At 70.7% G+C, this 21,285-nt stretch carries 19 protein-coding genes and 1 tRNA gene; 4 read left to right on the top strand and 16 right to left on the bottom strand.

Annotated elements, in window-relative coordinates; all coding sequences use genetic code 11:
- Positions 1 to 18: 18 nt before the first annotated feature.
- The 9 genes from rho to LQ938_RS04665 form a co-directional block, all read right to left on the bottom strand.
- Complete coding sequence (gene rho, locus LQ938_RS04705; RefSeq protein WP_223723342.1) at positions 19 to 2,160, bottom strand: transcription termination factor Rho; 2,142 nt, start codon at positions 2,158 to 2,160, stop codon at positions 19 to 21.
- Between the two features lie 185 nt (positions 2,161 to 2,345).
- Positions 2,346 to 3,281 carry a homoserine kinase gene (thrB, locus tag LQ938_RS04700; RefSeq protein ID WP_223723341.1) on the bottom strand — a complete coding sequence of 312 codons (936 nt, stop codon included), beginning with the start codon at positions 3,279 to 3,281 and terminating at the stop codon, positions 2,346 to 2,348.
- Positions 3,278 to 4,363, bottom strand: a complete 1,086-nt coding sequence (thrC, locus tag LQ938_RS04695) for a threonine synthase (protein WP_223723340.1) — start codon at positions 4,361 to 4,363, stop codon at positions 3,278 to 3,280. The genes thrB and thrC overlap by 4 nt, the downstream gene beginning before the upstream one ends.
- Before the next feature lies 1 nt (position 4,364).
- Positions 4,365 to 5,687 (bottom strand): homoserine dehydrogenase, encoded by a 1,323-nt coding sequence (locus LQ938_RS04690; protein ID WP_223723339.1) that lies wholly within the window; start codon positions 5,685 to 5,687, stop codon positions 4,365 to 4,367.
- Positions 5,684 to 7,096, bottom strand: coding sequence for a diaminopimelate decarboxylase (gene lysA / locus LQ938_RS04685; protein WP_223723338.1), 1,413 nt, complete (start codon positions 7,094 to 7,096; stop codon positions 5,684 to 5,686). The genes LQ938_RS04690 and lysA overlap by 4 nt, the downstream gene beginning before the upstream one ends.
- A 151-nt stretch (positions 7,097 to 7,247) precedes the next feature.
- The gene (locus LQ938_RS04680) at positions 7,248 to 7,673 is read right to left on the bottom strand and encodes a GNAT family N-acetyltransferase (RefSeq protein WP_223723337.1); all 426 of its coding nucleotides are present in this window, start codon (positions 7,671 to 7,673) and stop codon (positions 7,248 to 7,250) included.
- A gap of 23 nt (positions 7,674 to 7,696) precedes the next feature.
- The gene (locus LQ938_RS04675; protein WP_223723336.1) at positions 7,697 to 8,515 is read right to left on the bottom strand and encodes an LmeA family phospholipid-binding protein; all 819 of its coding nucleotides are present in this window, start codon (positions 8,513 to 8,515) and stop codon (positions 7,697 to 7,699) included.
- Positions 8,516 to 8,522: 7 nt separating this feature from the next.
- Positions 8,523 to 10,205, bottom strand: a complete 1,683-nt coding sequence (locus LQ938_RS04670; RefSeq protein ID WP_223723335.1) for an arginine--tRNA ligase — start codon at positions 10,203 to 10,205, stop codon at positions 8,523 to 8,525.
- A gap of 134 nt (positions 10,206 to 10,339) precedes the next feature.
- The gene (locus tag LQ938_RS04665; protein WP_223723499.1) at positions 10,340 to 11,146 is read right to left on the bottom strand and encodes a transglutaminase-like domain-containing protein; all 807 of its coding nucleotides are present in this window, start codon (positions 11,144 to 11,146) and stop codon (positions 10,340 to 10,342) included.
- A 91-nt stretch (positions 11,147 to 11,237) separates the two neighbouring features.
- On the opposite strand from LQ938_RS04665, the gene LQ938_RS04660 reads away from it, so the two are divergent.
- The gene (locus LQ938_RS04660; RefSeq protein WP_223723500.1) at positions 11,238 to 12,008 is read left to right on the top strand and encodes an SGNH/GDSL hydrolase family protein; all 771 of its coding nucleotides are present in this window, start codon (positions 11,238 to 11,240) and stop codon (positions 12,006 to 12,008) included.
- A gap of 15 nt (positions 12,009 to 12,023) precedes the next feature.
- On the opposite strand, the gene LQ938_RS04655 is transcribed toward LQ938_RS04660, so the two are convergent.
- The 5 genes from LQ938_RS04655 to LQ938_RS04635 all read right to left on the bottom strand — a co-directional run bounded on the left by LQ938_RS04655 (position 12,024) and on the right by LQ938_RS04635 (position 16,696).
- On the bottom strand, positions 12,024 to 13,478 hold the full coding sequence (locus LQ938_RS04655) for a phytoene desaturase family protein (RefSeq protein ID WP_223723501.1): 1,455 nt from the start codon (positions 13,476 to 13,478) through the stop codon (positions 12,024 to 12,026).
- Positions 13,475 to 14,005, bottom strand: a complete 531-nt coding sequence (locus LQ938_RS04650) for an SRPBCC family protein (RefSeq protein ID WP_223723502.1) — start codon at positions 14,003 to 14,005, stop codon at positions 13,475 to 13,477. Before LQ938_RS04650 ends, LQ938_RS04655 begins: the two co-directional genes overlap by 4 nt.
- 48 nt (positions 14,006 to 14,053) lie before the next feature.
- On the bottom strand, positions 14,054 to 15,067 hold the full coding sequence (locus LQ938_RS04645) for an SDR family oxidoreductase (protein WP_223723503.1): 1,014 nt from the start codon (positions 15,065 to 15,067) through the stop codon (positions 14,054 to 14,056).
- A 201-nt stretch (positions 15,068 to 15,268) separates the two neighbouring features.
- A tRNA-Arg gene (locus LQ938_RS04640) sits at positions 15,269 to 15,341 on the bottom strand.
- A gap of 62 nt (positions 15,342 to 15,403) precedes the next feature.
- On the bottom strand, positions 15,404 to 16,696 hold the full coding sequence (locus LQ938_RS04635) for a hypothetical protein (protein ID WP_223723504.1): 1,293 nt from the start codon (positions 16,694 to 16,696) through the stop codon (positions 15,404 to 15,406).
- A 247-nt stretch (positions 16,697 to 16,943) separates the two neighbouring features.
- On the opposite strand from LQ938_RS04635, the gene LQ938_RS04630 reads away from it, so the two are divergent.
- The 3 genes from LQ938_RS04630 (at position 16,944) to LQ938_RS04620 (ending at position 19,586) form a co-directional block, all read left to right on the top strand.
- Entirely contained in the window at positions 16,944 to 17,444 is a 501-nt protein-coding gene (locus LQ938_RS04630; protein ID WP_223723505.1) for an SgcJ/EcaC family oxidoreductase, read from the top strand.
- 70 nt (positions 17,445 to 17,514) lie between these two features.
- Positions 17,515 to 18,207, top strand: a complete 693-nt coding sequence (locus LQ938_RS04625; protein ID WP_269216579.1) for a response regulator transcription factor — start codon at positions 17,515 to 17,517, stop codon at positions 18,205 to 18,207.
- 299 nt (positions 18,208 to 18,506) lie between these two features.
- Positions 18,507 to 19,586: a sensor histidine kinase gene (locus LQ938_RS04620; RefSeq protein ID WP_223723507.1), complete on the top strand. Its 1,080-nt coding sequence runs from the start codon at positions 18,507 to 18,509 to the stop codon at positions 19,584 to 19,586.
- A 35-nt stretch (positions 19,587 to 19,621) separates the two neighbouring features.
- On the opposite strand, the gene LQ938_RS04615 is transcribed toward LQ938_RS04620, so the two are convergent.
- Both LQ938_RS04615 and trmB read right to left on the bottom strand, forming a co-directional pair.
- Entirely contained in the window at positions 19,622 to 20,491 is an 870-nt protein-coding gene (locus LQ938_RS04615; RefSeq protein WP_223723508.1) for a CPBP family intramembrane glutamic endopeptidase, read from the bottom strand.
- Position 20,492: 1 nt separating this feature from the next.
- Complete coding sequence (gene trmB, locus LQ938_RS04610; RefSeq protein WP_223723566.1) at positions 20,493 to 21,155, bottom strand: tRNA (guanosine(46)-N7)-methyltransferase TrmB; 663 nt, start codon at positions 21,153 to 21,155, stop codon at positions 20,493 to 20,495.
- Positions 21,156 to 21,285: the final 130 nt, after the last annotated feature.

Here is a 21,285-nt window from a genome sequence, read left to right as displayed (position 1 = left end):
CGGACATGACGGGACCGGTCAGCGGATGCTGTTCTCGTGCCCGTGCGAGTGACCACCGGCGGTGGGCGCCGGCATCGACTTCTGCATCTGCACGAGGAACTCGACGTTCGACTGCGTCTCCTTGAGCTTGCCGAGCACGACTTCCAGCGCCTGCTGGGGGTCGAGGCCCGCGAGCGCGCGGCGGAGCTTCCAGGTGATCTTGACCTCGTCGGCCGAGAGCAGCATCTCTTCGCGTCGGGTGCTCGACGCGTTCACGTCGACCGCCGGGAAGATGCGCTTGTCGGCCAGCTGGCGCGACAGACGCAGTTCACTGTTGCCGGTGCCCTTGAACTCCTCGAAGATGACGTCGTCCATCTTGGACCCGGTCTCGACGAGCGCGGTCGCGAGGATCGTGAGCGATCCGCCGTTCTCGATGTTGCGCGCCGCGCCGAAGAACCGCTTGGGCGGGTACAGCGCCGAGGCGTCAACGCCGCCCGAGAGCACGCGGCCGCTGGTGGGCGCGGTGACGTTGTACGCGCGGCCGAGGCGGGTGATCGAGTCGAGCAGCACGACGACGTCGCGACCGAGCTCGACGAGACGCTTGGCGCGCTCGATGGCGAGTTCGGCGACCGTGGTGTGGTCTTCTGCGGGGCGGTCGAAGGTCGAGGCGATGACCTCGCCCTTGACGGTGCGCTGCATGTCGGTGACCTCTTCGGGCCGCTCGTCGACGAGCACGACCATGAGGTGGACCTCGGGGTTGTTCGTCGCGATCGCGTTGGCGATCTGCTGCAGCACGATGGTCTTGCCCGCCTTCGGCGGGGCGACGATCAGGCCGCGCTGTCCCTTGCCGATCGGGGCGACGAGATCGATGATGCGCTGCGTGAGCTTCTCGTGACCCGTCTCGAGACGCAGACGCTCCTGCGGGTAGAGGGGCGTCAGCTGGCCGAACTCGACGCGCTCGGCAGCGTCTTCGACGGAGAGCCCGTTGATCGAGTCGACCTTCACGAGCGCGTTGTACTTCTGGCGCCCGGACTGCTCGCCCTCGCGCGGCTGCTTGATCGCACCGACGACGGCGTCGCCCTTGCGGAGGTTGTACTTCTTGACCTGACCGAGCGAGACGTAGACGTCGCTCTGGCCAGGCAGGTAGCCCGTCGTGCGCACGAAGGCGTAGTTGTCGAGCACGTCGAGCACACCCGCGATCGGGATGAGGACGTCGTCCTCGCCGATCTCGGTGTCGAACTCGTCGTTCTGGGCCTGGCCGCGACGCTTGTTGCGCTGACGTCCGCGGCCACCGGCCTGCGAGTCGTCGTCGTCGGATGCGGCGGCCGCCGGCGCGTTCTGCACCTGAGGAGCCTGGCGGGGCTCGCGGGCCTCGCGGGCCGGAGCGGCCTCGCCGTTCTGGCGCGCCTCTCCGCTCTCGCGGCGGTTGCGGTTCCGGTTGCGGCTACGACTACGGCTGCGACTGGGCTGTTCCGTGTCGTCGCCGTTGTCGTTGTCGTTGGCGCTGTCGTTGGTGTTCTCACCGGCGGCGTCGGACGCGGCGGCCGGAGCCTGCGCGGTCGGCGCCTCTGCCGTGGCAGCGTCCGCTGCATCGGCGACCGGGGCCTCCGAGACGGGCGCGTCGGCCGCGACGGACGATGCCGCGTCGGACGCGGGGGTCTCGTCGGCGGCCGGCTCAGCGGCGACCTTCGGCTTGCGGGTGCGGCGAGGGGGCTTGCGGGCGGCAGGCGCCTCGACGGCCTCGTCGGATGCGGCGTCGGCCGGCGCGCTGTCGACCGGTGCGTCGGCACCGGCTTCGGCGACGGCGGCTTCTGCGACGACGGGTTCGGCGACGACAGTGTCAGCAGCGTCACCCTCCGCGGGAGCGACCGCGGAGGCGTCGGTTTCGGCCGCAGCATCGGCGGCGGCTTCCGCGTCGGCCGCTGCCGCAGCTTCGGCCTCGGCGGCAGCAGCCTCGGCGGCAGCTGCATCCGCGGCTGCCTTCTCGGCGACGTCGGCGCTCTTCGCGCGGCGCGGCGCACGCTTGCGCGGCACCTTCACCGGCTCGGCAGCGGCCGGCTCGGTCGCGACGTCGGCCGTGGCCGGAGCCTCAGCCGAGGCGGTGACCGTGTCGACGGCGTCCGAGGCGGATGCGGTGTCGGTGTTCGGTTCGGTGGACTGGATCTCGGAGACAGACTCCACGAGTACTCCCTTGTGATACGAGTCGATGCACGTGACCACTCAAAACGTCCGATGGACAGACGTCCGCCCGCGTCCGGCGCTCACTCGGAGCTGTCTTCGACACGGTCGTAAGGACGCGTCTCAGGACGGATACAGGGGATCACGCGGTGGTTCGCAGATTGCGACGGAGGCCAGATACACGCTGGTTACGTGGCACCCTCCGCGTTGTCCCTCACTGTACCACCCTTGAAGTCGACGGCGAGCATGAGCGCCTCCCACGGAGTGTCCGTAATCGAGGCCGCCAGCTCGGCCGCTTCGAGACGCCGGCCGGGCCCGTCGGCGAGCACCAGCACACTGGGTCCGGCTCCCGAGACGACCGCGGCGAAGCCCGCGCGACGCAGCGCCTGCACGAGCCGGTCGGTCTCCGGCATGGCCGCCGCCCGGTAGCTCTGATGCAGCTTGTCTTCCGTTGCGGCCATCAGGAGTTCAGGACTCTGGGTGAGTGCGGCGATCAGCAGAGCCGACCGCGACACGTTGAAGACGGCGTCCTCGCGCGAGAACTGTGCGGGCTGGAGCCCGCGCGCAACCGAGGTCGACATCGTGAACTCGGGCACGAACACGATCGGGGAGACGCCGCGGTGCACGAGGAGCTTCTTGTGCTGCGGTCCGCCTTCGTCGACCCAGGCGATCGTGAGACCGCCGAAGAGTGCCGGGGCGACGTTGTCGGGGTGCCCTTCGAGCTCGGTCGCGAGGCGCAGCAGCGTGTCCGGGCCGAAGTCGACGTCGCCGGCGAGCAGCCCCCGCGCCGCCAGCAGTCCCGAGACGACGGCCGCACCGGAGGACCCCATCCCCCGCCCGTGCGGAATGACGTTCCGCGCCCGCAGGATGAGTCCGGGAAGCGGACGGTCGGCGGCTTCGAACGCGTACGCGATCGCTCGGACGACCAAGTGCGACGCATCGCGCGGCACCGCCTCGGCGCCCGCACCCTCGACCTCGATCTCGAGCACCCCCTCGGGTGCGGCGGTCACTTCGAGCTCGTCGTACACGCTGAGTGCGAGGCCCAGCGTGTCGAATCCCGGGCCGAGATTGGCGCTCGTGGCGGGAACCCGCACCGAGACGCTGCGGCCCAGGGTTGTGGTCACGCCCCGGTCTCCGGGGCGAGTTCGAGCACGGATGCGACCTCGGAGACCTCGGCGTCGACGACCGTCGGGGTCACGTCCGAGCCGTCGGGCTGGCGGAGTGCCCACTGCGGGTCCTTCAGGCCGTGGCCGGTGACGGTCAGAACGACGCGCGCACCGGCGGGGATGAGACCCGCCTCGGCCCGGTCGAGCAGCCCGGCGACCGAGATGGCGGATGCCGGTTCCACGAAGATGCCGACCTGCTCCGAGAGCAGCTTCTGCGCGGCGAGGATGCGGTCGTCCTCGATGGCACCGAACCACCCGTCCGTCGCGTCGCGCGCTTCGAGAGCGAGGTGCCAGGAGGCGGGGTTGCCGATCCGGATGGCGCTGGCCACCGTCTCCGGGTTCTTCACGATCTCGCCGCGGACGAGAGGCGCGGAACCGGCGGCCTGGAGGCCGAACATCCGCGGGATCGTCGTGGAGACGCCGCGCTCGAGCTCTTCGCGGTAGCCGCGCGTGTACGCGGTGTAGTTGCCCGCGTTGCCGACCGGGATGAAGTGGAAGTCGGGCGCGTCGCCGAGCTGCTCGACGATCTCGTACGCGGCGGTCTTCTGCCCGTCGATCCGGTCGGGGTTCACCGAGTTCACCAGGTGCACCGGGTAGTGGTCAGCGAGCTCACGGGCGATCTCGAGGCAGTCGTCGAAGTTTCCACGGATCTGGATCAGCCGACCGCCGTGCGCGACGGCCTGGCTGAGCTTGCCCATCGCGATCTTGCCCTCGGGCACGAGGACCGCCGCGGTGATTCCGGCGTGGGCGGCGTACGCGGCGGCGGATGCGGACGTGTTGCCCGTCGACGCGCAGATCACGGCCTTCGCTCCGTGCTCGACGGCCCGCGAGAGGGCGACCGTCATTCCGCGGTCCTTGAACGATCCGGTCGGGTTCATGCCCTCGAACTTGACCCAGACGTCGGCACCCGTTAGGCGCGACAGCGCGGGGGCGGGCAGGAGCGGCGTGCCGCCCTCGCCGAGGGTGACGACCGTCGAGTTCTCGGTCACACCGAGACGGTCCGCGTATTCACGGAGAACTCCGCGCCAGACGTGTGCCATGTCAGTTCCCTTCCACGCGCAGGACCGACACGACCCGTTCGACGACGTCGCTCTGAGCGAGTCGCGCCACGGTGTCGCTGAGGTCCTGCTCGCGTGCTTTGTGCGTTCCGATGACCAGTCGCGCGCGCGCCCCGGCCTCTCCGTCATCGGCGATGACGGTCTGCTCCACGGTCGCGATGGATACGCGACCCTCGCTCAGCGTGGTCGCGATGGTCGCGAGCACACCCTGCTTGTCGTCGACCTCGAGCGTGATCTGGTACTGCGTGACCGCGTGCCCGATCTCGAGCACGGGCAGGTTCGCCCGCGTCGACTCTCCGACGCCCACGCCGCCCGCGATGTGCCGGCGCGCAGCCGAGACGACATCGCCGAGAACGGCGGATGCGGTCTGCACTCCCCCGGCGCCCGCGCCGTAGAACATCAGGCTGCCGGCGGCCTCGGCTTCGACGAAGACCGCGTTGTTCGCGCCGTGCACGCTCGCCAGCGGGTGCTCGCGGGGAACCAGGGCCGGGTAGACGCGCACCGAGATGGCCTCGCCCGTCGGGGATTCGTGCCCGCTGAGGCGTTCGCAGACGGCCAGGAGCTTGATGACGTAGCCGGCACGGCGGGCCGCATCCATCATCGTCGTCGTGATCTCGGTGATGCCCTCGCGGTGCACGGCCTCGAGCGGGACGGCCGTGTGGAAGGCCAGAGACGCGAGAATCGCGGCCTTCTGCGCGGCGTCGTACCCCTCGACGTCGGCCGTCGGGTCGGATTCGGCGTACCCGAGCGCCTGAGCCTGCGCGAGCACCTCGTCGAACGCAGCCCCCTCGGTGTCCATCCGGTCGAGGATGTAGTTCGTCGTGCCGTTGACGATGCCCATGATCCGCTGCACGCGGTCTCCGGCGAGCGAGTCGCGGAGCGGGCGGATGATCGGGATGGCGCCGGCGGCGGCTGCCTCGTAGTAGACCTGCGCGCCCACCTGGTCGGCGGCGTCGAAGATCTCCGGGCCGTGGGTCGCCAGCAGCGCCTTGTTCGCCGTCACGACATCGGCGCCCGAGTTGATGGCCTGAAGGAGGTGGGTGCGGGCGGGCTCGATGCCGCCGATCAGCTCGATCACGATGTCGGCGCCGACGATGAGGGACTCCGCGTCCGTCGTGAACAGCTCTTCCGGGAGGTCGGTGTCGCGGGGTGCGTCGAGATTCCGGACGGCGATGCCGGCCAGTTGCAGGCTCGCGCCCGCGCGGTCGGCGAGCTCGTCGCCGTGCTTGAGCAGCAGCGCGGCGACCTGCGAGCCGACGGCTCCGGCGCCCAGGAGCGCGACGCGCAGATGGCGGTAGTCGGTCATGCCTCACCTTTCGTGACGGTCGCGCCGGCGTCGCGGGCGAGGAGGTCATCGACCGTCTCGCCGCGGACGATGACCCGTGCGCGTCCTTCGCGCACCGCGACCACAGCGGGCCTCGGTGCGTAGTTGTAGTTGCTGGAGAGCGAGAAGCAGTAGGCGCCGGTGGCGGGAACGGCCAGCAGATCGCCGGGGGCGACATCGCCCGGGAGGTACTCGGCGTCGACGACGATGTCGCCGGATTCGCAGTGCGACCCCACGACGCGGACGAGCTCCGGGTCCCCGGCTCCCGCACGCGATGCCAGGCGCGCGGAGTACTGCGCGCCGTACAGGGCCGGGCGCGCGTTGTCGCTCATTCCGCCGTCGACGCTCACGTAGGTGCGCGTGGTGTCGCCGCCGAGCGCGACCGGCTTGACCGTTCCGATCTCGTACAGCGTCACCCCCGCCGGCCCGACGATCGAGCGACCGGGCTCGAACGCGAGGCGCGGAAGCGCGATGCCGTGCGCCGCGCAGGCGGCGGCGACCGCATCCACGATCGCGTCGGCAAGCTCTTCGATGACCGCCGGCTCGTCGACCCGCGTGTACGCGATGCCGAAGCCGCCGCCGAGGTTCAGCACGGGAAGGTCTCCGCCGGCCAGAAGCTCGGCGTGCAGCGCGACGAGTCGCTCGGCGGATGCGGCGAAGCCCGCGGCGCCGAAGATCTGCGACCCGATGTGGCAGTGCAGGCCGATCAGTTCGAGCCCCGGCACCTCGCGCACGCGCGCGGCGGCCACGCGCGCCGCATCCGGTGAGAACCCGAACTTCTGGTCTTCGTGGGCGGTCGCGAGGAAGTCGTGGGTCTCGGCGTGGATGCCGGTGTTGACCCGGATGAGGACGGGCTGACCGCTCTGGCGACCGGCCGTGATCTGCGCGAGCCGGGAGATCTCGTCGAGGCTGTCGACGACGATCGATCCGATGCCGATGTCTACGGCGCGGCGCAGCTGCGCGGCACTCTTGTTGTTGCCGTGGTAGCCGAGCCGGTCGGGGGACGCACCGCCGGCGAGCGCGACGGCCAGTTCGCCGGCACTGCAGACGTCGACCGTCAATCCCTCGCCCATGACCCAACGCACGACCTCGGTCGAGAGGAACGCCTTGCCCGCGTAGTAGACGCGAGCCTCCGTGCCGTGCCGCGCGGCCGCGGCCTCGAACGCGGCACGCGTGCGCCGGGCGCGGGTGCGCACCTCGTCCTCGTCGAGCACATATAGGGGCGTGCCGTAGGTCGCTGCGAGCTCCCCCACGGAAACGCCCGCGATCTCCAGTTCGCCCTCCGGACGACGCCGCGACGAGTGCGGCCAGACGCCCGCCGCGAGGTCGTTCGGGTCGGTCGGGACTTCGAGCCACGCCGGCACAACGGGCCGGGACGACGAAGCGGACACGGGGATACCCAATCGGTGGTGGCTGCAGAGACGACGTGATCGGGTCCGGCCACGGGTGCCGCCGCGACACGCCGTCGCGAGTGAGTCGAGTCTAGGGCACGGCCTATGCCGCACCCGTCATGCGGGCACGCATCGCGGCCGTCCGCGTCGGTCAGTGACCGATGGGTCGCTCCATCATCCGATCGGGAGCGGCGAGCGCCGTGAACCCGTTGGCGGCGTAAAGGCCGTGCGCGTCGGCGGTCGCGAGCAGTGTGCGGCGAAGGTGCAGGGGCTCGATGTCGGCCAGCGCGCCGCGAACCAGCATCTTGCCCACGCCGTTGCCCCGTACCGCCGGGTCGACGAACACGTCGCAGAGCCACGCGAAGGTCGCGTTGTCGGTGACGATCCGCGCGAACGCGACCTGCGCGCCCGTGTCGCGTCGACGCACCCCGTAGTTGCGCGATGCATCCATCGCCGCGTCCTGCATCTCCCGCGGACGCCCGAGCGCCCAGTAGGCCTGCTCGCTCAGCCAGCGGTGCACGAGATCGCGATCGAGGTCGGCCGGGTCAGCGGTGAAGAAGTAGAGGTCGGAACTCATCCGGCCGACGCTACCAGCGTCGCTCAGGCGCAGGTGCCCTTGGCGCGTTGACCCGCATCCGTCAGCAGCGTGCCGTCGACCGCGAAGTCCGCCACGAGTACGGAACCCTCCACCCGCACCGCCTGCAACGGCACGCCCGCGGGCAGATACTGCGCGATGCACACCCGCCATCCCTGCAGGAGGGGGTCGGCGAGCGCGCCGAACCGTTCGCGCACACCGTCGGCGGTGATGTCGGCGCCCGCGAGCTGCAGCGCGGCGGGGCTGAGCACCAGGTCGCCGTCGGCCGCGGAGGGAGTGAGTGCGATCTGCAGCGGGATCGCCGCACCGAAGAGCGACAGCTCGGTCGAGGCGGTGACGTTCGGAGCGGCCAGACCCACGGATTCCGCGGGCAGCCCGTCGACCGTCGCGAGGAGCGAGCGCACCTGCTGCTCGTCGAGAGTGACGGTCGCGGCACCATCCGCCATCGTGGGCCCGTCCCAGATCTTCACCTGGCGAAGATCCACCGAGATGTCACCGCTCACGTCGCCGACCGTGACGTCGTCGGAAGACAGCCGCACCTCGTCGATCGTGCCCGCGGCGAGCTGGAAGAGCACGGAACCGGGGATGTCGACATCCACCTCCTGATCCGCCGGCAGAGCGAGGCGCGAGACCACCTGCTGCTGTACGCCCTTCGTGATGAGGTCGCGGGCGATCCACTCCCCCGCGAAGAACGCGGCGACGACCAGGGCGAGCACGACGAGGATCGCGACGAGCCACGGCCACCGGCGATGACGACGACGAGCGACCGGCTGCTCGCGCCACTCCGAAGGGAACGGTTCGGTGGGCTGCGTGTCGGCGCTCATCGCCCGCTCACATCCGTTCGGGCGCGCTCACGCCGAGCAGATCGAGACCGTTGCGCAGCACCTGACCGGTGGCGTCGTTGAGCCAGAGCCGCGTGCGGTGCAGATCGGTCGGCTGCTCGTCGCCGAGGGGGATCACCCGGCAGCTGTCGTACCAGCGGTGGTACAGGCCGGCGAGCTCCTCGAGGTAGCGGGCGATGCGGTGCGGCTCGCGCACGTCGGCGGCGAACGCCACCAGACGCGGGAACTCCTGCAGCGCGCCGAGCAGCGCGGATTCGGTCTCGTGCGTGAGCGCCTCGGGAGCGAAGGCGCTCCGATCGATCCCGGACGCGGCGGCGTTCCGGGCGACGTTGTGCGTACGGGCGTGGGCGTACTGCACGTAGAAGACCGGATTGTCGTTCGTGCGCTTCTGCAGGATCTCGGGATCGAGCGTGAGCGGCGAATCGGCCGGATAGCGGCCCAGCGAGTAGCGGAGGGCGTCGGTGCCGAGCCAGGACTGCAGGTCATCGAGCTCGATGATGTTGCCCGCGCGCTTGGACAGCTTCGCGCCGTTGATCGAGACAAGCTGGCCGATCAGCACCTCGATGTCTTTCTCGGGGTCTTCTCCCGCCGCGCCCGCGAGCGCCTTGAGGCGGTGCACGTAGCCGTGGTGGTCGGCTCCGAGCAGGTAGATCTTGTGCGCGAAGCCGCGGTCTCCCTTGTTCAGGTAGTACGCCGCATCGGCGGCGAAGTAGGTGTACTCGCCGTTCGAGCGGCGGATGACACGGTCCTTGTCGTCGCCGAAGTCGGTCGTGCGCACCCACACGGCACCCTCGTCGTCGAACACGTGGCCCTGGACGCGGAGTCGCTCGACCGCCTCGTCGACGAGGCTCGGTTCTCCGGCCGCTCCCGCCGCGTGCAGCACGCGCTCGGAGAACCAGACGTCGAAGTGCACGTTGAACCGCTCGAGCGAGGCCTGGATCTCACCGAGCTGCAGCTCGTACGCGCGCTCGGTGACGAAGGCGAGCTGCGCGGCCGGGTCGAGCTCGACGAGTCCGCCCGTGGTTCCCTCGACGGGCAGATCGCGCACCCGTGCGCCCAGCGTCTGGATGTACTCGCCCGCGTAGCCGTCCTCGGGGATGGGCTGCCCGAGCGCGGCGGCGAGCACGGAGCGCCCGAAGCGCTCCATCTGCGCGCCCGCGTCGTTGATGTAGAACTCCCGCACGAGGGTCGCGCCGCTCGCGAGCAGCAGCCGGGCGATCGCATCGCCGAGCGCCGCCCAGCGCGTGTGGCCGATGTGCAGCGGTCCCGTGGGGTTCGCGCTCACGAACTCGAGGTTGATGGTGTTGCCCCGCTGCGATGAGTTCGTGCCGAACGCAGCGCCCGCCTCGACGATGACCTTCGCGAGCGCACCGGCGGCCGCCGCATCCAGACGGATGTTGATGAATCCGGGACCGGCGACGTCGACCGCCGCGATGCCGGCGACGTCCGCGAGGGGTACGGCGATCTCGGCCGCGAACTCACGCGGGTTCGCGCCGAGGGACTTCGCGAGCTTCAGCGCGATGTTCGAGGACCAGTCGCCGTGGTCCCGGTTCTTCGGACGATCGAGGACGACGTCGGAGACCGACAGCTCGGCGGCGGCGCCGGGGCGTCGCGCCTCGGCGAGCGGGGCGACGACGGCGAGCAGGGCGGCGGAGAGCTGTTCGGGATCCATAGCCCGCCCATTCTACGTTCGCGCCGCCGCCCTCCCCTTCCCCGCGAGACGGGATCTTCGCGCCGAGACCATGGGGTCACCCCCCGGGTCTCGGCGCCCCGATCCCGTCTCGCGGTCACAAAGGGACGCGCGGGTCAGGTGAGCTGGACGGGCGCGTGCGGGTCGTCGGAGACGGATGCGGTGACCGCATCCGTCTGCCAGGCGTCGACGTGCAGACGCTCGAGGCCCACGTTTCCACCGTGGTAGCTGAGGAACGCGCAGTCCGCCGCGTCGCGGCCGGTGGCGATGCGCACGAGCGAGTCACGGGGCGCGAGACGGGTGGCATCGATGACGTACCAGGCGCCGTCGAGGTAGGCCTCGGCCACCGCGTGGAAGTCCATCGGGTCGAGTCCGGGGGCGAAGCATGCGGCGTAGCGCGCGGGCACGTCCATCGCCCGGAGCAGCGCGATGACGACGTGCGCGTAGTCGCGGCAGACGCCCTGCCCGGTCATGAGCGTGGTGACCGCGCTGTCGGTGCCGAGACTCAGCCCCGGCGTGTAGGTCACACTCGTCGCGACGAAGTCGGAGACGGCATCGAGCAGCGCAAAGCCCTCGAGCCCCCGGAACTGGCGCCGCGCCTGCGCGAACACCTCATCGGACTGGCAGTACCTGCTCGGCCGCAGGTAGGTGATGGTCTCCAGATCGCTCCCCCGAGCCGGCGCAGCACGCCCCGACACGGTCGCGTCGTAGCGGACCTCGAGCAGGCCCGGCTCCGCCGTGAAGCGGTGCAGCCGGCTTCCGGACTGGTCGACGATCTCGGTCGGCGTGTAGATGCGCTCGCCCTGACGGAAGGTCAACTGCTCGCTCGTCACGGGCATGGTCTGGGCCGCCGTGATCTGGAAGATGAGGTCGACCGACGACCCGAGTTCGAGATCCATTTCAGCGGTCACAGCGCGTTCCACCGAGTCATCCTCGCACGCCGAGAAGTCGGTTCGGAGTCGAGGCGTGACGGGCGCGTGACGCCGGGCGCGCCGTACGTCGTACGCTCGTCGCATGGCCCGCCCCTCCCGCGCCCGCGCTCGACGTTCCCTCGTCGCGCTGAGCGGGTTCGCGGCGGCCATCGCCGTCGTGTGCGCCCTCGCGCTCTGGCACCCGTGGGCGGCGAGCGACGCGACGGTCGGCCGCGCCGAAGCCGTTCCCGCCGAGGCCCTCGCGGTGGCCCCGCTGGTGCTTCCGGAGAACCCCCGCGTGCTCGTGTTCGGCGACTCCTGGACCTACGGTTCGGCAGCGACCGTACCCACCGACGGCTACGCCTACGTCGTGGCCGGGCTCATCCGCGGCGAGACGATCGTCGACGGGGTGCGCGGCAGCGGCTACCTCGTGCCGGGACTCGAGGGCATCGGCACGTTCGGCGAGCGCATCGCGCGGCTCGACCCGGACCTGGATCCCGACCTGATCGTCGTGCAGGGTTCGATCAACGACCGCCGCGAGCCGGCGGAGGGCTACGCGGATGCGGTCGGCGCCGCCTGGGACGCCCTGACCGCGCGGTACCCGTCGACTCCGATCGTGATCCTCGGGCCCGCCCCGCAGGTGCTGCCGGTGGAAGACGCGACCGCCCGGATCGACCGCACCCTGGCGGGGCTCGCGGCATCGCGCGGGTGGGCGTACATCTCACCCGTCACGGAGCAGTGGATCAGCCCGGCCGACTATGGGTGGATCATCGACACCGGCGAGATCGGCCGCAACCACCCGACGACGGCCGGACACGCGTATCTCGCCGAGCGCCTCGCGCGTGCCCTGGCGAGCCTCGCCCCCGCATCCTGAGCCCTGCGCAGGGCGTCAGACCGGTGAGAGGTCGGGCAGGAATCGGGTGCCGAACTCGTGCCGGAGCGCACTCCGCGCCGCCCACCAACCCCCTAGTCCGTGCACACCCGGCCCGGGACTCGTCGACGCCGAGCAGAGGTAGACGCCCTTCATGGGGGTGCGCCACGGGTCCGGGCTCAGCGTCGGCCGGCGCAGCAGTTGGAGCAGGCTGGGGGCGCCCGCGGAGATGTCGCCGCCCGGGTAGTTGGGGTTGTCGCGAGATATCTCGACGGCGTTGCGCGAGTGCGACGCGAGGATCGTGTCGCGGAATCCGGGCGCGAACCGCTCGATCTGACGGACGATGGCCTCCTCGCGATCGGCGGGGGACCCTGCCGGCACGTGCGTGTAGGCCCACAGCGTGTGGGCATCTCCCGGGGCCCGCCCGGAATCGAAGAGGGACGGCTGCGTGACGAGCACGTAAGGGGCCTCGCTCAGGCGCCCCGCCGAGACCGCGTTCTCGGATGCGGCGACCTCCGCCCGCGTACCGCCGACGTGCACCGTCGCGGTGCGGCGGAGCGACGCATTCGCCCACGGCACGGGGTCGGAGAGCGCGAAGTCGACCTTCGCGACCCCGCCGCCGTAGCGGAAGCGTTCGAGCGCGGCCCGATAGGGGGTCGGGATCGCGTCGCCCGCCATCCGGATCAGTGCGTCGGGAGTGACGTCGAGCAGCACCGCGCGCGCGGGCGGCAGCTCGGCGAGCGACCGCACCTCGTGCCCCGTGACGATCTCGCCGCCGTGGGCGCGCAGGTCGTCGGCCATCGCGTCGATGATGGCCCCACTGCCGCCGATGGGCACCGGCCATCCGCGCGCGTGTCCGTAGGCGGCGAGCGCCAGACCGCCGCCCGCCCCGGCGATGCTCGGCTGGCGCAGAATCGTGTGCGCCGCAACGCCGGTCATCAGCGCGGGCGCGTTCTCTTCGCGGAAGCGCAGGTTCCACAGCGGCGAGCCCTGCTCGAGCGCGCGCAGGCCGAAGCGGAGGGCGGTGACCGGGTCGCCGGGCACGCGCAGCAGCGAACCGCCGGTGAAGTCGGCGACGGATGCGGAGTGCCGGGCCAGCGGCGCCATCACGCGCGCATAGGCGGGCCCGTCGACGCCGAGCTCGGCCGCCGTCCGGCCGAGATCACGGTAGGCGACGACCGCGCGGCCGCCGTCCAACGGGTGCGCGTAGGAGATGTCGGGCACGGCGAACTCGACGCGCGAGGCCAGCGCGAACTCCCGGAAGAACCGCGACTCGAACGCCAGCGGATGCACCGCGGAGCACACGTCGTGCAGGAATCCGGGCAGGGTCAGCTCCCGGGTGGCCGCGCCCCCGCCCGCGTGGTCCGACCGTTCGTACACGCGCACCTGGAGCCCCGCGCGGGCGAGGGTCACGGCGGCGGCCATCCCGTTCGGCCCGCTGCCGACGACCACGACATCGAGTTCCGCCGTCACGACGTCGACGCGCCTTCCCCGCGGGGTGCGGGCGAGTCGTCTTCCGCCGTCTCCGAGATCTCTCGGTCGGCGGTGCTCGCCCCGACCGAATGGGCGGGGATGCCCTCGGCCAGGTAGGCGAGTCGGTGCAGCGTCTCGGCGTTGCGCCAGCGGAGCGGGATGTCGAGCAGCGGCCCGGGGATCCACGCCCCCGGCCCCGCCACCGCTTCCTCCTGGATGCGGACGAGGGTCTTCTCGCCGTGCGCCTTCACGTCGATCGCGACGCGCGCCTCCCCCATCGGCCACCCCTTGGCGCGGAGCACGAAGCGTCGTCCGGCCTCGTACTCGAGCACCTCGGTGACGTCATCGATGAGAGCCGGCCAGACCCCGAACGAATGGTGAAGCCGGGAACCGACGGCCGGCCAGTCGCCGGAAACGTCCCGCATCCGGGACGCGCCGACCACCCACACCGGGAACAACCACCCGTTGTCGAAGACCCGGAAGACATCCTCCGGGGTGCAGGCCAGGATCCTCACGTTGCGAGCCATACGTCATCCTTTCTCGGAAGGGGGCGGGTGTCGAAATCTGCGGATGCCTCAGCGGCGGGCCGCGAGAACCCGCCATCCGGTCGCGGCCCCGAGGGCGGCGGCCGCCGCTCCCGTGACGCTCAGGGCCCGGCGGTGGCGGATCGCCCACGTCTGCACGCTGCCGCCTCGCGCTTCGGCCGAGAAGACGCCGCGCGCGCCATGATCTCCGGGAACCGGCTCGTAGAGGTTCGGCGCCATCATGGGTTCGTGGTGATCGGGGGCCAGCTGACCCTCGTAGGCGTTCTTGGCGAGGTACCAGTCCATGAAGCGGCCGGCGAAGCGCGTGCCGAGCACGAGGCCGACGGTCGACTCGCCCACCCAGGTGCGCCGCCGCGGGGTATCGGCCACGTCCGCGATCGCGCGCGCACCGACCTCGGGCTGGTAGATCGGCGGGACGGGCTGCGGGTGGTCGGAGAACGCCGACTTGACCCACCCGAACTGCACGGTGTTCAGGGCCGGCATGTCGACGATCGAGACGGCGACGGGGACCTTGCCGTGCGTGAGTTCGGCGACAACCGAGTCGGTGAACCCGTGGATGGCGTGCTTCGCCCCGCAGTACGCCGACTGCAGGGGGATGCCGCGGTGCGCCAGGGCCGAACCGATCTGGATGACCTGCCCTCGCTGGCGGGGCACCATCCGGCGGAGCGCGACGCGGGTGCCGTTGACGACACCGAAGTACGTGACGGCCGTGGCCCGTTCGAAGTCGGCCCGATCGGTGTCGAGGAACTCCGAGATCGTGCCGGTCATCGCGTTGTTGACCCACAGGTCGATGGGCCCGAGTTCGCGCTCGATCTCTTCCGCGGCGGCGTCGACCGCCGTGGCGTCGGCGACGTCGACCGATACGCCGTAGCCGCGCTGGCCGATCTTCTCGATGTCGGCGATGGTTCCGTCGATGCCGTCCTGCCCGCGGGCGAGCACGGCGACGTTCCACCCCCGGCCGGCGAGTTCGCGTGCGGTGGCGCGGCCGAGGCCCGCCGTTCCGCCGGTGACGACCGCGACTCCGCGGGAGGATGTGGATGGCACGGCGAACCTCTTCCGATGGGGGCTGTGCCAGCCACCCTACGAACGCGGCCCATCTGCCATCGACGCTTGCCAGACCGCTCCGCGCAGAGTAGGTCGGATGCGGTTCCTCACGCCCCGCGGAACGCCCGCGCGCCCCGCCTGTGCGCACAAGCACGGGGCAGAATGCAGAAAATCCCAGGCATGACCTGGGATTTTCGCGTGTGCCCCCGACTGGAGTCGAACCAGCGACCTACGGTACCGGAAACCGGCGCTCTATCCACTGAGCTACGGAGGCGTACCGATCGAGATTAGCATCCGCGAGCGGCCGCCGAGCACGCGGGGCGGGTCGGGGCCGCGTTACGGATAGCCGACGGTCCAGAGGACGAGGGTCGCCAGGAGCTGGGATCCGATGGCGGTGCCGAGCGTCACCCGCCGCCAGGCCCGCGACGAGCTGAGCTTCTCGTGGCCGAGGAGCGGCGCCACCGGCAGCAGGAGCCGGAACAGGCTCTGCTGCGGAAGGAACACCGCGAAGAGGTACAGCCCGTAGCTCACGGTGTAGACGCCGATCACGAGCCCCAGGCGCCGGAACGGCTTCGACCAGACGAACAGGGCGAACGCGGCGATGACGGCCAACACGATCAGGATGCCGAAGACCCCGAGGAAGTTCCAGGCGAACAGGAACCAGGGCGTCAGCGGAACGAATTGCACCGGCCCGAGGAACGGACGCCACCAGGACGTCTCGGTCAGCACGTACGCGTGCGGCAGATCGGTCGTGATCTCCACGATCCACGACCACGACAGGCCCGCGGCGGCGATCGAGACACCGGCGACGATCAGGCCGATGACCTGGCCGCGTGGGAACGGATCGATACGGTGGCGTGCCCAGCGCACGAGGAACACGATGCCCAGCGCCAGGGCGAGCACCAGCGCGCCCGGGCGGGTGTACGCGGCGAGCACCCCGACCGGGGCGATCCAGGCGTAACGGCGACGCACCGCGAGCCACAGTCCCAGGAAGAGCAGGAAGAGGAACAGCGACTCGGCGTAGGCCACCATGAAGATGAACGACAGCGGACCGAAGCTGAACAGGATGACCGCCCACCGCGCCTGGCTCGGCGTCGTCACGGCGCGAAGCAGCAGGAAGAGCATGATCGTGGCACCGGCGCTGAACAGGATGCCGAGCAGCACCCCGCTGAGCTGCCACCCCCACCCCGTCGCATCCGAGACCCACCGTTCGAGCACCGGGAAGATCGGCATGAACGCCCAGTCGTTCGGGAACACGGCGCCGGTCGTGTCGACCGGGAGCTCCGCCGGGTACCCGATCCGGGAGATCCGTCCGTAGCGATCCGCATCCCACGCGGTGAGGAACGACAGGAAGTCGCCCACGGGCAGCCCCTGCGCGCCGAAACTCCACGAGAACGCTTTCGAGAATCCGTACCAGATCGCGAGCATCGCGAGGCTCAGCACCCGACCGATCACCCAGATCCACATCACGCCGACGAGATCGCGTCGAGTGACGGGGCGGACCCGGGGGTCGGGGCGGATCACATCGTCGAACCAGGTGACGACTCCGGCGCGCGCCCGGGACAGGGCGGCGGGGAGGCGGCCGGTGCGTGCGTCCGTCGTCGGGCGGGACGAGCCGGTGGCGGTCACGGGATCCCTTCCGCGCCAGCGGCGCTCACGAAACGTGCGGATGCGGCGATCCGTCACTGGAGGATCATGCCATGCCCCGGCCCGCCGCCCGGTGAACGCGGCCCGCACGAGACGCACCGGAGGCGCGTGAACGGGATGCTGACCAACCCTTGACGTTCTCCTGACCGGGTGATGACGGTCGATTCACGAGGCTGGATTCACGCTCACCGTCGGCCGGAGAACCGGCCCTTACGCGAAGGAACGAATCATGCCTCGACGACACCGCTCCGCACTCCCCCTGCTCGCTCTGCCCGTCGCCGGAGTGTTCGCGTTGACGGGCTGCGCCGCCACCGCGGCGGAGGCCGCTCCCGCCGCGACGGCCGCGACGGCGCCGACCGACTCCGAGGTGCAGGCGCTGTTCGAGGAGTGGAACGCCGCGCTCGCCACGGGAGACCCGGAACAGGTGAACGAGTATTACGCCGAGGATGCGGTGCTTCTGCCGACGGTGGCCCCCGGCATCCACGACACCCCCGAGGAACGCCTCGAGTACTTCGAGGGGTTCCTTCAGAACGAACCTTCCGGGGAGATCACCGAGGGTGTGGTTCGCGACCTCGGGGACGGATTCGTCTCCCACTCCGGCCTCTACACCTTCACGATGGGCGCGACCGGCGACGTCGTGCCGGCCCGGTTCACGTTCGTCTACCAGGAGGTCGACGGCGAGTGGTTGATCGTCGAACACCACTCGTCGAAAGAGCCGTCCGCGGAGTAGGCGCTCGTCGTCCCCTCTCCTCGATCCGCCCCGTCCGCCGCACGCCCAGAAGAGGGTGAGACCATCTGTCGTGCTTGTTCTGATCGTGGAAGACGATCCATCCATCGCCGACTCGCTTCGCGAGGGTCTCACGCGGTACGGCTACGAGGTCGAGTGGGTGATGTCCGGGAGGGAGGCGCTCGCCGCCGCTCCTCCCGACCTCATCCTGCTCGACCTCGGGCTGCCCGATATGGACGGACTCGACGTGTGCCGCCAGCTTCGCGCCGTGTCGAACGTGCCGATCATCGTGATCACCGCACGGGGCGATGAGGTCGACACGGTCGCGGGACTCGAAGTAGGCGCCGACGACTACGTCGCCAAGCCGTTCGGCGTGCGCGAGATCGTGGCACGGATCCGTGCGGTGACCCGCCGCCACGCGGGCGATGCCCCGGCGATGGGCGGCACACGCGACGAGGTCGCACCCCCGCCCATCGACGTGGGCACCGTATCGATCGACGTCGCTGCGCGACGAGTGCGACGAGGCGACGGCGAGGTGGCACTCGCCCCCAAGGAGTTCGACCTCCTCGTCGCGCTCACCCGCCGCGCGGGTTCGGTGCTCACCCGCGAGTCACTCATCGACGAGGTATGGGACAGCCACTGGTTCGGCTCGACACGCACCCTTGACGTGCACGTGTCGGCGCTCCGCCAGAAGCTCGGACCGGACGTCGTGATCACGACCGTTCGGGGGGTCGGTTTCCGAGTGGAGCGCGCCGATGCGCCGTAGGCTCGTCACGTCGTACCTGGTGATCGTCACGATCGCCCTCATCGCGTTCACGTTGCCGGTCGGGCTGAATCTCAGTCAACTGCTGCGCGACGGCCAGCGCGAGGTCGCCCTGAGAGAAGCACGCACGATCGCGGTGCTCCTCGCGACGGCGACAGAAGCTGACGAGGCCACCGCGCGGCGCGCGACTGGCGCTGGTACAGCTCCGCGACGAGGTCGAAGACCAGACCGCCGGACGGGTCGAACTCATCGGCACCGACCGCGAACCCGCCCTCGGGCGCGCGGTCGTCGGCGCCCAGGACGTGGACTTCGACGCGGCCCTGGCAGGCGAGGAGAGCGTCCGATCGCTCGACGAATCCGTGCTGGGTGAGAAGGGGCTCCAGGTCACCGTTCCCGCCAAAACCGACGAGGGCCGTGTCGACGGTGCCGTGCGGGTGACCGTACCGAGTGCGCCGGTGGATGCTCAGGTGCAGAGCATCTGGCTCTTCCGGCTCGGCGTGGGTTCGATCGTCCTCGTGCTGTCGGTGATCGTGAGCGCGGTTGTCGCGACGTCGATCCTGCGCCCGCTCCGGCTTCTGGACGCGATGGCCGGCCGCATCTCCGACGGCGACGTGAAGGTCCGCGCGAACCTCGACGAGATGGGTCCCCCGGAGATGCGACGCCTCGCCGACACCCTCAACGAAGCCGCCCGGCGGATCGACGTCCTCCTTTCCGCTCAGCAGGCGTTCACGGCGGACGCGTCGCACCAGCTGCGAACGCCGCTCACCGCGCTCCGCCTGGGACTTGAGAACCTGCACGATCGCCTGCACGATCCGGACGACAAGGCCGCCGTCGATCGCGCCCTGCGCGAATCCGGTCGCCTCAGTCGACTCGTCTCCGACTTGCTCGCGCTGGCGCGAAGCCAAGCACCGTCGGGCGCACCCGCCGCGATCGACGTCGGTGCGGTGCTCGGCGAGCGCGGTCGCTTCTGGGCGGAATCCGCCGAGGACGCGGGTGTCCGGATCGTCGTCGAGATGGCGTCCGCAGAGCGACACGTCCGCGCGACGACCGGCCATCTCGAGCAGGCGCTCGACAACCTCATCGACAACGCGCTCCGGGCAAGTCCCGCCGGCGGCATCGTGACCATCCGCGAGTCGACTCTGTCCTCGGGGGCGCTCATCGAGGTGATCGACCACGGGCCGGGGATGTCGGCGGAGGACCGGGCGCGGGCGTTCGATCGCTTCTGGAGCACGACGGTCGGGGGTTCCGGATTGGGGCTGGCGATCGCCCGCGAACTCGTGGAGCACGACGGCGGAGCAATCACCCTCGTCGACACACCGGGGGGCGGGCTGACAGCTCGGCTTCTGCTGACCCGTATCCTCACCGAGCACGTGCCCGGCTGATTCCCCCGCCGCAGCATCCGCCGGCGGACCGCACCTCAGACCAGGAACCAGCCGTCCAGCAGGCCCGGGTTGTGCGCGTGCACGAGCACCGCGAAGACGACCGCGTCGAACAGCAGGTGCACGGTCACGACATAGCCGAGCGACCGGGTGCGCAAGAACACGAAGCCTTGCAGCAATGCGAAGGGGATGGTGAGCACCGGACCCCACGCGCGGTAGCCGAGCTCCCAGAGGAAGGAGACGAAGACGATCGTCTGCAGAACGTTCGCGGCCGGCATCGGCAGGTGCCGACGCAGGAGGGCGAAGACCGTGCAGATGAAGAACAGTTCGTCCCAGATCCCGACCGCTCCCACCCCGACGAACAGCCGCGCGATGAGTTCGGGCGAGTCGACGACGGGCCAGTTCTGGTAGACGCCCGAGGTGATGAAATAGAACGGCAGAATCGCCCATCCCAGCACCAGCACCGCCGCGAGCCACGCCCACTGGAAGCGCGTCCACGTCCCGCCTCCTCGCCAAGGGAAGCGGATGGCGCGATCGCGGTACACGAACCGCGAGATCGCATAGGGCACCACCACGGCGCCGCCGAGCGCGAGCGTGAATCGCAGCATCGCGACGTTGTCGAGCTCGGCCGCGAGCGGGATGGCGCTCACGATCAGCATCCCGGCCGCGATGAGCGACAGGTCGCGAAGAAGCGACGGCGCCCGAGGCCCGTCGGGCACGAGCGGGTTCTGCGGCCTGCGTCGATCCCACGCCCACGCGGTGAGCAGCCCCGCGGCGAGCAGCAGCCAGCCGAGCCAGGGGGTGAGCAGCACGAAGAACGCCGGAGCGGCGAGGCAGGTGAGGAGGGCGGGAACGACGGCGCCGACCCGGAGCTCTCGGACGGCGATCTGCTCGCGTTCGGCGATCACCTCAGGCCCCCGGCCGCACGTACGCGAGGTCTCGGATGGCGCGCCCGACGCGTTCGCCCTTGCGCTCGAACGCCGTCCGCACTCGCCCCTCGAACCGGGGCGCCCAGTCCCCCTCGAAACCGCGGGTCAGATCGTCCGCCCGGTCGAGGACGTCGCGCATCTGCACCGCGTAGTCCTCCCAGTCCGTCGCGAGTCGCAGCGTTCCCCCGGGGCGCAGGACGCGCGCGGCCAGCGGGGCGAACTCCGGCTGCACGAGGCGCCGCTTGGTGTGCTTGTTCTTGTGCCACGGGTCGGGGAAGAAGATCCACAGCTCATCGACGGATGCCGCCGGCAGCAGGTGTGCGAGCACCTCGGGCGCGTTCGCCTCGACCAGGCGCAGGTTCCGCACGTCCGCGCGCTCGGCGTCGAGCATCGTGCGGGCAAGACCCGCGCGGAACACCTCGACCGCGAGGAAGTCCGCATCCGGTCGCGTGGTCGCGGCGTGCATGATCGCGTGCCCCTGACCCGATCCGATCTCCACGATGAGCGGCGCCCGGCGCCCCCACACCGCCTCCGGATCGATCTCGGCCCCGGGCGCGATGCTCGTCACCGCCTCCCCGCGCACGACGTCGAGCACGAGGGCGGGCGCGAGCTCGCTCCACGCGCGATCCTGCGCTTCGGTCATCCGTCCGCTCCGCCGAACGAAGGAGACGGGACGGTCGCGAAAGGAGCCGGATGCGGGGTCGGTCACCCTCCGAGCGTAATCAGCGCGCGGGCTGCGCGTGATCACGCGGCCCCCGAACGCCCTTTCGGCG

Origin of the sequence: Microbacterium sp. cx-55 (assembly GCF_021117345.1) — a bacterium.
GTDB lineage: Bacteria > Actinomycetota > Actinomycetes > Actinomycetales > Microbacteriaceae > Microbacterium.
The sequence above is the reverse complement of the archived record's forward strand: the minus strand, read 5'-3'. Positions and strand labels throughout refer to the sequence as shown.

Excerpts from the sequence above, each read along its gene's own strand:
- thrC (WP_223723340.1), bottom strand. The coding sequence starts at position 4,363 with ATGGCACACGTCTGGCGCGGAGTTCTCCGTGAATACGCGGACCGTCTC.
- LQ938_RS04690 (WP_223723339.1), bottom strand. The coding sequence starts at position 5,687 with ATGACCGACTACCGCCATCTGCGCGTCGCGCTCCTGGGCGCCGGAGCC.
- LQ938_RS04680 (WP_223723337.1), bottom strand. The coding sequence starts at position 7,673 with ATGAGTTCCGACCTCTACTTCTTCACCGCTGACCCGGCCGACCTCGAT.
- LQ938_RS04675 (WP_223723336.1), bottom strand. The coding sequence starts at position 8,515 with ATGAGCGCCGACACGCAGCCCACCGAACCGTTCCCTTCGGAGTGGCGC.
- LQ938_RS04670 (WP_223723335.1), bottom strand. The coding sequence starts at position 10,205 with ATGGATCCCGAACAGCTCTCCGCCGCCCTGCTCGCCGTCGTCGCCCCG.
- LQ938_RS04660 (WP_223723500.1), top strand. The coding sequence starts at position 11,238 with ATGGCCCGCCCCTCCCGCGCCCGCGCTCGACGTTCCCTCGTCGCGCTG.
- LQ938_RS04650 (WP_223723502.1), bottom strand. The coding sequence starts at position 14,005 with ATGGCTCGCAACGTGAGGATCCTGGCCTGCACCCCGGAGGATGTCTTC.
- LQ938_RS04630 (WP_223723505.1), top strand. The coding sequence starts at position 16,944 with ATGCCTCGACGACACCGCTCCGCACTCCCCCTGCTCGCTCTGCCCGTC.
- trmB (WP_223723566.1), bottom strand. The coding sequence starts at position 21,155 with ATGACCGAAGCGCAGGATCGCGCGTGGAGCGAGCTCGCGCCCGCCCTC.